Below are 13633 nucleotides of genomic sequence, written 5' to 3' on the forward strand. Positions count from 1 at the left end.
ATTTGCAAAAAATTTTTAGATGAGTAAATTGGTTATTGTGGGAACCTGCGCATTTGATGCGATTGAAACACCTTTTGGTAAAACTGAAAAAATTCTTGGTGGGGCGGCTACTTACATTGGTATGGCAGCGTCAAAGTTAAATAACGTTGATCCAGCTATCGTTTCTGTAGTAGGTGAAGATTTTCCAGATACATACTTGTCTTTATTAAAAGACCGTGATATAAATATAGATGGGCTAGAAATAGTTTCTGGTGGAAAAACGTTTTTCTGGAGTGGTAAATATCATAATGATATGAACACAAGAGATACCTTAGTTACAGAACTTAACACCCTAGAGAATTTTAATCCTAAAGTTCCTGCTTCTTATACCGATGCTGAGATTGTAATGCTAGGTAATTTACAGCCGCAAGTACAACTAAGTGTTATTGAGCAAATGGCAAAAAAGCCTAAGCTTGTCATTCTTGATACCATGAATTTCTGGATGGACATTGCACTTGATGAACTTAAGGAAACACTTAAGAAAGTTGACGTGATTACTATAAATGATGAAGAGGCTAGACAATTAAGTGGTGAATATTCGTTAGTAACAGCCGCAAAGGTAATTCACGAGATGGGACCTAAGTATGTGGTTATTAAAAAAGGAGAGCATGGCGCCTTACTTTTTGAAGGGAACAACGTGTTTTTTGCTCCTGCGTTACCACTAGCCGAGGTTTTTGATCCTACAGGAGCTGGAGATACATTTGCTGGAGGATTTGCAGGTTATATCGCTCAGGCAGGAGACACATCTTTTGAGACCTTAAAAACCGCCTTGATTTACGGTTCTTGCCTCGCCTCCTTTACCGTGGAAAAATTTGGAACAGAGCGTTTAGAGTCTGTAACTCGAGAAGAAATAAATAAAAGACTGCATCAGTTTAAACAGCTTGTGCAATTTGACATACACATTAATAATTAAACCTGCGCTCCATTATTGGAGCGCTTTTGTTTTATATACATTATGAGTGACGCTATTAAACACGAATGCGGAATTGCAGTAATACGCCTTAAAAAACCACTTCAATTTTATAAAGACAAATATGGCACAGCATTTTATGGGGTAAACAAAATGTACCTCATGATGGAAAAGCAGCATAACCGAGGTCAAGATGGGGCGGGCTTTGCTAGTATAAAGTTAGATGTCGCTCCTGGCGAGCGCTATATCTCAAGACAGCGCTCTACAGCGCAACAACCCATACAAGATATTTTTGCAGAGATTAACAACCGCATTAATACTATAATGACATCAAATCCAGATAAAAAGGATGATGTGGCTTGGCAAAAAAGTAACGTTCCTTATATAGGAGAACTCCTATTGGGTCACGTACGGTACGGGACCTTTGGTAAAAATAGCGTTGAAAGCGTACATCCCTTCTTACGTCAAAACAACTGGATGCATCGTAACCTTATTGTGGCTGGCAACTTTAACATGACCAACGTATCTCAACTCTTTGAGAAATTGATTTCACTTGGACAACATCCTAAAGAGCGTGCAGATACAATTACTGTCATGGAAAAAATAGGGCATTTTCTAGATGATGAAGTTTCAAAACTTTACAAAAAACTCAAAAAAGAGGGTTTTAACAAACAGCAGGCTTCGCCAAAGATTGCACAACGGCTCAAAGTAGGTAAAATACTTAAGCGTGCATCAAAAGATTGGGATGGAGGTTATGCTATGGCTGGACTATTAGGTCACGGTGATGCGTTTGTTTTACGTGATCCTGCAGGTATACGCCCTGCCTATTATTATGAGGATGATGAGGTTGCAGTTGTAGCAAGTGAGCGCCCAGTAATTCAGACCGCATTTAATGTACCGTTTGATGAAGTCAAAGAACTTGATCCAGGAGCAGCAGTTATTGTTAAGAAAAGTGGAGAGTTATCCATAGAACAAATTTTGACTCCGCTTGCGCGAAAAGCGTGCTCTTTTGAGCGCATTTACTTTTCAAGAGGTTCAGATGCCGAAATTTATAAAGAGCGTAAAATGCTTGGACGACTATTAATGCCAGAAGTTCTTAAAAGCATAGATTATGACACAAAAAATTCTGTATTCTCTTTTATTCCTAACACAGCTGAGACCTCTTTTTACGGAATGGTCGAAGCTGCACAAGATGAGTTAAATCGTCAAAAGGGTGAAGAAATATTAGCAAACAAAGATAATTTAGATCCCTCCTCTATAGAACGTATTCTATCAAGGAGATTGCGCACAGAAAAGATAGCTATAAAGGATGCTAAGCTCAGAACATTTATTACAGAAGATAGCAGTAGAGATGATTTAGTCGCTCACGTATATGATATAACATACGGTGTTATTAAACCAGAAGATAAGTTAGTCATCATTGATGATAGTATCGTACGTGGTACTACTTTAAAGAAAAGTATTATAAAAATGATGGCTCGATTGAATCCGGCAAAAATCATTGTGGTCTCTTCTGCTCCTCAGATTAGATATCCAGATTGTTATGGGATAGATATGGCTAAGCTAGAAGATTTCATTGCCTTTAGAGCAGCGATTGAGCTACTTAAGGATCATGGCAAAGATGGGTTGATAGATGAGGTTTATAATAAATGTAAAGCTCAAGAAGCCTTTGAAGATAAAGATGTCATAAATTATGTAAAAGAAATTTATGCACCATTCACTCAAAAGGAGGTTTCCAAAAAAATAGCAGAGCTACTTACAGATCCATCTATTAAAACTGAAGTCGAGATAATTTATCAAACAGTTGAAAATTTACACCAAGCTTGCCCAAAAAATCTTGGAGACTGGTATTTTACAGGAGACTATCCAACTGACGGAGGCCACAGAGTGGTAAACAAAGCTTTTATCAATTTTGTAGAGGGTAATAATGCTAGAGCATATTAATAGAAACTCTTAAAAAATCATAAATTATCAAATATTTGTGTATTTCGTCTAAAAAAAGTGTTTTTTATCTAATAGTAGCATAAAAGCTATTAAATCCCCCGTATATTAGCAAAGCCATAGCATAAGTAGGTTAAGTTCATGGTAGATTTGGGGCAAAAAAAGGTGGATCTTTCCACCTTTTTTTATTTCAATAAAATGACCTTATTATATTGTTCTAATAAAAAAAGCCACTTCATTATAAAGTGGCTTTTTAAATAAATAAATTAACACTATTTATTCTGAGCATACAATGCTGATACTTTTTCCCAATTAATTACATTGAAAAAAGCATTTACATAATCTGGTCGCCTGTTTTGATAATTTAGGTAATAAGCATGTTCCCAAACATCAAGCCCTAAGATTGGGAATCCTCCACAGCCTACTTTAGGCATAAGTGGATTGTCTTGGTTTGGTGTTGAGCATACTTCAACCTTACCGCCCTCATGTACACATAACCATGCCCATCCAGATCCAAACTGTCCGCCTGCAGCACTTGAAAATTTATCTTTGAAAGATTCGAAGTTACCAAAAGCATCGTTAATTGCTTCTGCTAGCTCTCCTTTAGGCTCTCCTCCTCCATTTGGAGACATAATTTCCCAAAACAGTTTGTGGTTATAAAAACCACCTCCGTTGTTTCTTACGGCCGTATTTGACATATCAAGGTTGATCAAAATATTTTCAATCGTTTTTCCCTCTAAATCAGTTCCCTCAATCGCATTATTAAGTTTTGTTGTATATCCTGCATGGTGTTTTCCGTGATGGATTTCCATTGTTTTAGCGTCAATATTTGGCTCTAAAGCATCTTTTGCATATGGTAATTCTGGTAGTGTAAATGACATTTTTTTAGTTGTTTAAGTTAAACTTCTACTCTAATTCTAACAAAGTTACACATTGTCAACGGTAAGCAATGTTATAGAATTCTTATAATAACCATATAAGTTATGTATTTTAAAATACTAATGTAATATAGGTGATCCTTTTTCTATCTTAGTAATATGACTCAAACAAACTCTTTTAAAGTTCTTAATGCTTCGGCTGGTTCTGGTAAAACGTATAGCCTTGTTAAGGAATATATTACAGTCCTTTTAAAGAGCAATAGCCTCACAAAATTTAGGAATCTATTAGCCATCACGTTTACAAACAAGGCGGTCGCCGAGATGAAAGAAAGAGTATTAGACACACTTACAGAACTCAACAATTATAAAGAAGGCCAGGATAAGCCAGCAATGTTAGATGATCTTATCGCAACTAGTGGGTTATCTACAGATATTATTGTAAACAAATCAGGTCAGATTTTAGATAAAATCTTACATAATTACTCAGCTTTTGATATCGTCACTATAGACACACTGACTCATAGGATTATCAGAACATTTGCAAAAGATCTAGATATTTCTGGCAGCTTTGAAGTTTCGTTAGATCAACAAACTCACAATGCTCAAGCAGTCGATGCTCTAATTGCTAAAATAGGGTTAGAAAAAGAAGTCACTGAGGTGTTAGTTAATTTTGCGATTGATAAAGCAGATGATGATAAAAGTTGGGATATCACCCGCGATCTTATTGATATAGCTCAATTGCTTCATAATGAAAATGATATCAAAGCATTAGAAGCCTTAAAAGACAAATCGCTCAGTGAATTTATCCAACTTTCCAAAAAATTAAATGCAGAAATAACTAAGCTCGCTGCCTCACAAAAACAAATCGCTACAGAGCTTCTTGATTTTATTCATGCTTTAGGTCTTGATCAAAAAAGTTTCAAAGGAGGATATTTTTATAATTTTATTGTAGATGTAAGTGAAGGAAAAAAGAAAATTTCTTACGTAGGAAATGGAAAAACCTACAAAGATCAAATTGAAGCTTATGATTTTTATAATAAATCTCATAATGATGAAATAAAGTCAATAATCGACATAAATAAAGGAACCTTTATTAGCACTTTTTTTAAACTGAAAAGTCTCTCTGGTAGGCAGCAACTTTTTAAAGCATTTAAATCTAAGCTCATTCCACTATCTGTTCTCCAACTTATAAAAAAAGAACTGGAACATATTAAAGAAGAAGAAAATATACTCCTTATTTCAGATTTTAATAAGTTAATAGCCGCCTCTCTTCGTGATCAACCTGCAGCTTTCCTCTATGAACGTTTAGGAGAACGATATACTAATTTTTTTATAGATGAGTTTCAAGACACCTCTATTTTACAATGGAATAATCTTATCCCATTGATAGAAAACTCTATAAGTACCCTATCTGAGGATCTGGTTGAAAACTCACTATTGCTAGTAGGTGATCCTAAACAAGCTATTTATAGATGGCGTGGTGGAGAGGCGGAGCAATTTATAGACTTAAGTTCTGGTAAGAACCCATTTTCTATTCCAGCACAAACAGATCAATTAGACACAAACTACAGAAGTCATGCAGAAGTTATAAATTTTAATAATAGTTTTTTTACGCACATCTCCTCACACTTCGATACGACCAAATATAAAGCTATTTACTTTACGGATAATGATCAAAAATTAAATCATCGTGCTGGAGGATATGTATCATTAGATTTTATCGATTTTACAGATCGAGCGGAAGCAGATATTGTTTATCCTGAACGGGTTTTAAATATCATAAATAAAGTGACCTTAGATGGGTTTTTATTGAGTGACATCTGTGTACTCACTCGTAATAATAGTCACGGTGGGATGATCGCTCAGTATCTCGAAAAAGAAGGGATTTCCATAATTTCCTCAGAAAGTTTGCTTGTGCACAACTCCCCTATTGTGCAATTTATTCATGCATTCCTTACTATGATCGTATATCGAGATAAAAAAGAAAAAAGACTTCCTGTTTTGTATTTTTTATCTGATTATCTGCAGATTGAACAACCACATCAATTTTACAAAGAGTTACTAGGCATGTCTGTATCAGAGATGCTTGTGTATCTACAACGATTTGATATTTTTATACACTTAGAACACCTACAAACACTTACTTTATATGAAAGTGTTGAGTATATCATACAGCGCTTTGCTTTACAAGAAAAAGGAGACGCTTACGTCCTAGCTTATTTAGATCTGGTTTATAATTATGTGCAAAAATCCGATCGTGGAATATTAGGTTTTTTAGATTATTATGATGAAAAAAAAGAAAAAGCTGCTATTGTAGCTCCACCACAAAAAGAGGCTGTTCAAATAATGAGTATTCATAAGTCTAAAGGATTAGAATTTCCTATCGTAATTTACCCGTATGCAGACACGAGTATATATCGTACTCAGGGCGAACATCAATGGTATCCATTACAGAACGAGACGGAAGTCACTGGCTTTTCTTTACTTATGGTACCTCACTCTAGTAAAATGTCAGAATTTGGAGATATAGGCAAAAGTCTCTATGAACAAAAACACAGCGAGCAGCAGTTTGACTCTCTAAACGTGCTTTATGTAGCGCTTACTCGCGCGGTAGAAAGATTATATGTGGTGTCACGCTTTCGCGAAAGCGTAAAGAATATTTCTACCCTCACAGATCTTTTTATAGATTTTCTACAAAAAAAACAATTGTGGAATGTGGAACAAAGGGTTTACACCTTTGGTTCACCAGATAAAGCAATTACTAAGCTTTCTGATAGTGAGGATTTGACTGTTACACTCCCTTTTATAAGTAGTTCAAAAGAGGATTTAGGGATTCAAATAGCAACACAAGCTGCTTTTTTATGGGATGACGAAAAGCAAAATGCTATAAACTACGGAAATCTCATACATAATCTTATGGCAGAAGTCAAGTATAAAGAAGATATCCCTGACGTATTAGATAACGCTCATGAAAATGGTCTAATCTCTTCTTCTGAAAAAGATATAATAGAAAAAATCATCTACTCAATTGTTCAACACCCTTCATTACAAGACTGCTTCGAGGTAGAAAATGAAGTGATTACAGAACGAGTTATACTTTCTAGCAACGGAGAATTTCATATTCCAGACAGGGTCGAAACAACGCCAGAGGGGCATACTACTGTTATTGATTATAAAACAGGAGCGCATAACTCCTCGCACATCACTCAAATTTCTGCCTATAGTAAACTACTTTTAGAAATGGGGTATCAAGTTGAGAAAAATCTCTTAGTTTATATAAATACCAAAGTAGAAGTTATCACAGTTTGATACCTTTATAAAAAATTTAAATATGTACGGTTCTATTAAAGAATATTTAGAAAAAGAGCTTTCTGAAATTAAAGAAGCTGGTTTGTATAAAAGCGAACGGATTATCACCTCTCCACAAGATGCAGTAATTAAAATATCTACTGGTGAAGAAGTTATAAATTTTTGTGCTAATAACTATCTTGGTTTATCCTCACACCCAGAGGTTATACAAGCTGCAAAAGACACAATGGACACTCATGGTTTCGGGATGAGTTCAGTTAGATTTATTTGTGGAACACAAGATATCCACAAGGAACTTGAACAGAAGATCGCAAATTTCTACGGCACGGAAGACACCATATTATATGCCGCTGCATTTGATGCAAATGGAGGAGTTTTTGAGCCATTACTTGGGGCTGAGGATGCTATTATTTCTGACTCACTTAATCATGCTTCTATTATAGATGGAGTAAGGCTTTGTAAAGCTGCTAGGTATCGTTATGCAAATAACAACATGACTGATCTTGAAGAACAACTCAAAAAAGCAGTAGCAAATGGAGCTCGCCATAAAATTATTGTAACAGATGGTGTTTTCTCTATGGACGGATTACTTGCACCATTAGATAAAATTTGTGACCTCGCTGATACATATGATGCGTTAGTAATGATTGATGAATGTCATGCTACAGGGTTTATAGGCGCAACTGGTCGTGGAACTTTAGAAGAAAAAGGAGTTTTAGGTAGAATAGACATCATTACAGGAACACTCGGGAAAGCGTTAGGAGGTGCCATGGGTGGTTACACTACTGCAAAAAAAGAAGTTATTGAAATATTGAGACAACGTAGTAGGCCTTACTTATTTTCAAATTCACTAGCACCTGCAATTGTTGGAGCCTCTATAAAAGTGTTTGATATGCTTGAGAATGATACTTCATTAAGAGATAAGCTAGCGAATAATACCACATACTTTAAGGAGGGTATGAAAAAGGCCGGTTTTGATATTATAGATGGTGATTCGGCAATTGTACCTGTGATGCTCTATGATGCGAAACTATCCCAAAAAATGGCAGATGCACTACTAAAAGAAGGAATTTATGTGATAGGATTCTTCTTTCCAGTTGTTCCGAAAGGAAAAGCTAGAATAAGAGTGCAACTAAGTGCTGCACATACAGAAAGCCACCTAGACAAGGCTGTAGAAGCTTTTACTAAGGTCGGAAAATCTTTAAACGTGATTTAAAGTCTCTTTGACAGTAGCAATAATAGGGTTTTTGGAAAATTTTAGGGTTTTTGTCTTTGCTGGTTAATTTTAACAACTTACTTTTGTTCTTAATTAACACTTAAAATTAAAGACTAAACAATGAAACATTTTAGCAGATTTTTAGTTGCTTCACTTTTGATTCTTGCTGTAGGATCTGTGAATGCACAAGACGAAAACAATCCTTGGAGCGTCTCTGTCGGAGTAAATGCAGTTGACACTTATCCAACAGGAGAAGCAGCTTATGATATTCCTTCAGGAATGATTAGCGATGAATTTCCAAATGAATTTTACAATGTAGAAGATCACTGGAACATCCTTCCATCTGTTTCTTATATTAACGTATCACGTTATGTAGGGAATGGTTTAGTAGTTGGTGTATCTGGTTCTCTTAACAGAATCGACCAAAGAGGTGATCAATCAGTTAATGATTTACAATATTATGCTGCAGATGCAGAAGTTGGTTATAGCTTAAGAGACCTTATCAATGGAGAAGGTGGATGGTTTGATCCTAGTCTTTATCTTGGTGGAGGTTACACTTGGTTTGAAAACCTTAACTCTGACGTAGTAGGTGATCCAACTGCAAATGCTGCTGCTGGTGTAAAAATCTGGTTTACTGAAAACTTTAACTTAGGTTTACAGTCAAAATATAAGCATAACTTCAGAACAGATTCTAGAAAGCACTTTCAACATGTAGCTTCTTTAGGAATTGCTTTTGGTGGAAAAGATACTGATGGTGACGGAATCTACGATAGAGATGACGAATGTCCTGAAGTAGCTGGTCTTCCTGAGTTTAACGGTTGTCCTGACACTGACGGTGATGGAATCCAAGATTCTAAAGATGCTTGTCCTACTGTATTCGGTTTAGCTGAATTTGATGGTTGTCCTGATACTGACGGTGATGGAATTCCTGATCCTAAAGATGCTTGTCCTACAGTTGCTGGAATCGCTGCTTTAGGTGGATGTCCTGATGCTGATGGTGACGGAATCAAAGATTCTGACGATGAGTGTCCTAACGAAGCTGGACCAAGAGAAAACAATGGTTGTCCTTATGCTGATAGAGATGGTGACGGAGTACTTGACAAAGATGATGAGTGTCCAGATGTTGTTGGAACTGTAGCAAATAATGGATGTCCTGAAGTATCAGTTGAGGTTCTTGCTCAATTAAACACTGATTTCAAAAATGTTTTATTTGATTACAATAAAGCAAGCTTACGTAAAGAGTCTTTTGAAACTCTTGATAGAGTTGCTTCAGTAATGATGGAATACCCTAACACTCGTTTCCTTATAGAAGGGCACACAGATAGTAGAGGTTCTGATTCTTACAACAAAAAACTTTCTAACGAAAGAGCTGCATCAGTTAGAACTTACCTTACTGGTAAAGGAATTCCTGCTGCTCGTTTAGAGTCTCAAGGTTTTGGTGAAGAAAGACCAATCGCAACAAACAATACAGCTGCAGGTCGTCAACAGAATAGACGTGTAGTATTATCTATCCTAGATAAATAAGAAATAAGATTTTTAATTCTTAGAAAAACGCCTCGCAATTGCGAGGCGTTTTTTATTTTAGACTATGCAAACTTTCATAGATACTGTTCTTAATGAAGAGCAGAACTTTAGTGATTTTAATACTATTTTTATCTCCCCAAGTAGACGTGCTGGAGGACTACTCAGGAAAAAATTAGCTCAAAGAAATACTAAAACTAGGTTTGCACCTCAAATATTTTCTATTGAAGAGTTTATAGAACATATTTCTGGATTATCTGCTTCAAGTACTATTGATCTTACTTTTAAGCTATACGAAAGCTATAAAGAAGTTGTTTTAGAACCGGTATCTTTCCAAATATTTTCTACTTGGGCACAACCTATACTGAGTGATTTTAATGAAATTGACCGCTATCTCTTAGATCATAATCAGATATTTAATCACCTCAAAGATCTAAAAAACATTAATGATCACTGGTCCCACTCTTCTAATGCTTTGGTTGTTAATTATCTGGATTTTTGGAATAGCCTCTTAAAAATATACGAAGTATTCATAGAAAAATGTCTTCAACAAAAAGCTACTCATCAAGGATATGTATATCGTCAAGCAGTTCAAAATATTGAACACTACATGACCTCCGTAAAGGATACTAGACACGTGTTTTTAGGTTTTAACGCCTTAAATACCTCAGAGCAGCAAATTATCCAATCATTACTTTCTAGGGAAATAAATACAATCTATTGGGATTCTGAGGAGACCTTTATGAATAACAAATCCCATGAAGCTGGAATATTTATTAGAAATTTTAAAAATACATGGCCCTACTATACCCAACACGCTTTTAAGTGGACTTCTAATAATTATAAAAATCAAAAAAAAATACAAACCTTTTCAGTCTCACAAAATATTCATCAGGCAAAAACAGTAGGTGCATTACTTTCTAAACTTTCTAAAGAAGATATTTATAAAACAGCCATTATTTTAGGTGATGAATCTTTACTCCTTCCTATTCTTAACTCACTACCGCTTAGTGTTGATAAAGTAAATGTTACTATGGGGGTTCCACTAGGGAAAACGCCTGCCGCTTCTTTTTTTGATCAGCTTATAGAGATGAAAAAGAGTGCCACAGACCGTGGTTACTATTACAAAAATGTGCTTTCTTTAATTGAACACCCTCTCTCAAAAAAATTATTAGGAGATACGCTCAAGCCTCTTGAAAACAAAATTATTAAAGAAAATAAAATTTTCATCCAGCCAGATGAGTTGATTAAAAATTACGACAAAGACACGTTAGATATTCTAGAATCGCTCTTCGCTTATTGGGAAAACGATCCAAAACGTGCAGTAAAAAATATACTTGATATTATACAAGCACTGAAGGCTAATTACCTAAAGTCACAATCTTTACAACTAGAGTATCTTTTTGGTTTTTATAAAGCGTTTAATAAGCTTGAAGAAATTATTGCTTCTTCTTCCTATGTAGAAGATATCTCTACTCTAATTTATTTTTATAGAGAAGTTCTCTCTTCAGAGACTATAGATCTCACAGGGGATCCAGAAGAAGGGCTACAAATAATGGGCGTTTTAGAATCTAGAGTAATGGATTATGAGCGAATTATCATAACCTCAGTTAATGAGGGAATATTACCATCTGGTAAAAGTCAAAACTCCTATATACCATATGATCTCAAAAGATTTTATAATCTCCCAACCTATACAGAAAAAGATGCCATCTATGCGTATCACTTTTATCATACATTACACCGATCAAAATATATAAGTCTTATTTATACTACAGAAAGCAAAGGGATAGGTAGCTCAGAGCCAAGTCGTTTTATAAAGCAACTTGAACGTGAAAAAATCCATACTATAAGTCATCAAATAGTCGCGCCTCCTACCCAAAAAATTGCGCAGAAAAAACTCACTATAAGTAAGACACCGGAAATCATAGAAAAAATAAATGATTTATTAAGAAAAGGGATCTCACCATCTGCGCTATCAACTTACCTTAGAAATCCATTAATCTTTTATGAGCGTTATATTCTAGGAGTGGATGAAAGTGATAATGTCGAAGAAACGGTTGCAGCAAATACTATGGGTACAATCGTTCACAACACCTTGGAAGAAATCTATAAGCCACTAGTTGGTTCTCATCTGGCGATAGCCGACCTAATGGGGCTGTTAAATACATTTCCTGATGAAGTTCAAAATCAATTCAAAAAAGAATATGGTGATACTCATATTAAGGAAGGAAAAAATTTAATCATATATGAAATCGTATGTCGTTTTATTGAAAACTATCTTAAGTTAGAAATAAAAAATCTTCAAAAAGGAGATAACGTTTACATACAATCTGTCGAGGAAAATTTATATGATATTCCCCTTACCGATACGATTAACCTAAGAGGCAAGGTAGACCTCGTAGAAGAACGAAATGGCAATTTTAATATCATCGATTATAAAACTGGTAAAGTAACTCAAAACCAGCTCAGAATTACTGATTGGCAAGATTTATTATTGCCAGAAGGAAAAGCAGAGAAAGCCTTTCAAGTACTGATGTATGCTTATATGATCCATAAGAAGGAATCCTTATCCTTTCCAGTGAGTGTGGGGATTATATCTTTTAAAAACTTACAATCAGGATATTTACCCTTTAAATTTGATAAAGACCCTCAAGTTACAGATGTAACTTTAAAACATTTTGAAACAATACTCAAACAACTTGTAAATGAAATTCTTGATCCAGAAGTACCGTTTCAAGACCGAACATAATTTTTCTTAATAAGCACGCTTTCGCGAAAGCGTACTCATTTAATAAACCTGTGGAGAATACCGGATTCGAACCGGTCACCTCTTGCCTGCCAGGCAAGCGCTCTAGCCAAATGAGCTAATCCCCCTTTAAATAATATCCAAAAATTAAGGAAATCCCTAATGCTTTACTCTTAATATGAGTAATGGCTTGCTTGTAAAAAATTCTTTCTTTAGAACTACATTTTTCTCCCAAAGCTTCTTAAAAAAACCACGCTTTCTTCTCACTACACAAATAATGTCGGGGTTAAAAGACTGAAAATGTTCAAGTACACCTTGATAAGTTGTTGCATTTACGGTTTTCTTATAAGATTTTTTTATTCTCTCTAAATCTTCAGAAACCTGAAGCATACTATCCGTACTATCTGGAGTTTCTACATGCAATAAGTGTACGTCTGTGCCAAAGTTTTTTTGGAATTTACGCAAAGGTTCTAACTGACGCTTTTTGTCAAAATTACCATTCTTAAAAGCCATCAGTATTTGTGTGGGATTTGTAAATGTTACATGTTCTGGCACAACCAATGCGGCAATATTTGTCTCCTTTATAAGCTTACCTGTCGTGTTACCCAAGTAAACTTCATCCCTTACAGAGTTACTGCGTGGAGAGAGAACCATTAAATCCACATGGACATGTTTATTAAAACGCTCCACTCCTTCAACGATTCCTCCTTTTATTGGGTGTGCAATTACAGAAACATTTTTGTGGTTAACACTAGACAATACTTTTGATAATTTCTTTTCTGACTCTTCTCTAAGAATAGAGTTTACTTTTGAAAGCCCACCAACTTTAGAGAGTTCTTGAAAAACAGAGATGGCATATACGTTTGCATCCATCGTATCTGCTAAGTCTATAGCATATTGTAATGTGTTTGAAGCATTTGATGATGAACCTATAGGAACCAAAATATTTTTCATAGTGAAATTGTATTTTTAAACCGTTAACAAAAATACCCTTTAAATCTGTGATTGTCACTGCAAAATTTTCAGAAATACCTGAAATTATATCTTTCACAAAAGCCTGTGCTCAAGAA

8 protein-coding genes and 1 tRNA gene are annotated in these 13633 nt (G+C 35.2%); 6 read left to right on the forward strand and 3 right to left on the reverse strand.

Going from position 1 to position 13633, the window contains the following annotated elements; translation table 11 throughout:
• Window positions 1-19 precede the first annotated feature (19 nt).
• Both OD90_RS08720 and OD90_RS08725 read left to right on the forward strand, forming a co-directional pair.
• Complete coding sequence (locus tag OD90_RS08720) at window positions 20-952, forward strand: PfkB family carbohydrate kinase (protein ID WP_144668795.1); 933 nt, start codon at window positions 20-22, stop codon at window positions 950-952.
• Window positions 953-994: 42 nt separating this feature from the next.
• Entirely contained in the window at window positions 995-2893 is a 1899-nt protein-coding gene (locus OD90_RS08725; protein WP_144668796.1) for an amidophosphoribosyltransferase, read from the forward strand.
• Window positions 2894-3162: 269 nt separating this feature from the next.
• Here the strand turns inward: OD90_RS08725 and OD90_RS08730 are convergent, their stop codons facing one another.
• Window positions 3163-3771, reverse strand: coding sequence for a superoxide dismutase (locus tag OD90_RS08730; protein ID WP_144668797.1), 609 nt, complete (start codon window positions 3769-3771; stop codon window positions 3163-3165).
• 156 nt (window positions 3772-3927) lie between these two features.
• On the opposite strand from OD90_RS08730, the gene OD90_RS08735 reads away from it, so the two are divergent.
• The 4 genes from OD90_RS08735 (at window position 3928) to OD90_RS08750 (ending at window position 12566) form a co-directional block, all read left to right on the forward strand.
• The gene (locus OD90_RS08735) at window positions 3928-7077 is read left to right on the forward strand and encodes a UvrD-helicase domain-containing protein (RefSeq protein ID WP_144668798.1); all 3150 of its coding nucleotides are present in this window, start codon (window positions 3928-3930) and stop codon (window positions 7075-7077) included.
• Between the two features lie 22 nt (window positions 7078-7099).
• Window positions 7100-8293: a glycine C-acetyltransferase gene (gene kbl / locus OD90_RS08740; RefSeq protein WP_144668799.1), complete on the forward strand. Its 1194-nt coding sequence runs from the start codon at window positions 7100-7102 to the stop codon at window positions 8291-8293.
• Window positions 8294-8413: 120 nt separating this feature from the next.
• Complete coding sequence (locus OD90_RS08745) at window positions 8414-9817, forward strand: OmpA family protein (RefSeq protein ID WP_144668800.1); 1404 nt, start codon at window positions 8414-8416, stop codon at window positions 9815-9817.
• A 64-nt stretch (window positions 9818-9881) separates the two neighbouring features.
• Complete coding sequence (locus OD90_RS08750; RefSeq protein ID WP_144668801.1) at window positions 9882-12566, forward strand: PD-(D/E)XK nuclease family protein; 2685 nt, start codon at window positions 9882-9884, stop codon at window positions 12564-12566.
• A gap of 51 nt (window positions 12567-12617) precedes the next feature.
• On the opposite strand, the gene OD90_RS08755 is transcribed toward OD90_RS08750, so the two are convergent.
• Window positions 12618-12691: transfer RNA gene (locus tag OD90_RS08755), tRNA-Ala, on the reverse strand.
• A gap of 31 nt (window positions 12692-12722) precedes the next feature.
• The gene (locus OD90_RS08760; protein ID WP_144668802.1) at window positions 12723-13517 is read right to left on the reverse strand and encodes a universal stress protein; all 795 of its coding nucleotides are present in this window, start codon (window positions 13515-13517) and stop codon (window positions 12723-12725) included.
• Between the last annotated feature and the right edge of the window lie 116 nt (window positions 13518-13633).

Origin of the sequence: Dokdonia sp. Hel_I_53, from assembly GCF_007827465.1 — a bacterium.
GTDB lineage: Bacteria > Bacteroidota > Bacteroidia > Flavobacteriales > Flavobacteriaceae > Dokdonia.

What these genes read in the sequence shown, in the direction of transcription:
- OD90_RS08725 (WP_144668796.1), top strand. Translation starts at nt 995, where the DNA reads ATGAGTGACGCTATTAAACACGAATGCGGAATTGCAGTAATACGCCTT.
- OD90_RS08745 (WP_144668800.1), top strand. Translation starts at nt 8,414, where the DNA reads ATGAAACATTTTAGCAGATTTTTAGTTGCTTCACTTTTGATTCTTGCT.
- OD90_RS08750 (WP_144668801.1), top strand. Translation starts at nt 9,882, where the DNA reads ATGCAAACTTTCATAGATACTGTTCTTAATGAAGAGCAGAACTTTAGT.
- kbl (WP_144668799.1), top strand. Translation starts at nt 7,100, where the DNA reads ATGTACGGTTCTATTAAAGAATATTTAGAAAAAGAGCTTTCTGAAATT.
- OD90_RS08760 (WP_144668802.1), bottom strand. Translation starts at nt 13,517, where the DNA reads ATGAAAAATATTTTGGTTCCTATAGGTTCATCATCAAATGCTTCAAAC.
- OD90_RS08720 (WP_144668795.1), top strand. Translation starts at nt 20, where the DNA reads ATGAGTAAATTGGTTATTGTGGGAACCTGCGCATTTGATGCGATTGAA.
- OD90_RS08735 (WP_144668798.1), top strand. Translation starts at nt 3,928, where the DNA reads ATGACTCAAACAAACTCTTTTAAAGTTCTTAATGCTTCGGCTGGTTCT.
- OD90_RS08730 (WP_144668797.1), bottom strand. Translation starts at nt 3,771, where the DNA reads ATGTCATTTACACTACCAGAATTACCATATGCAAAAGATGCTTTAGAG.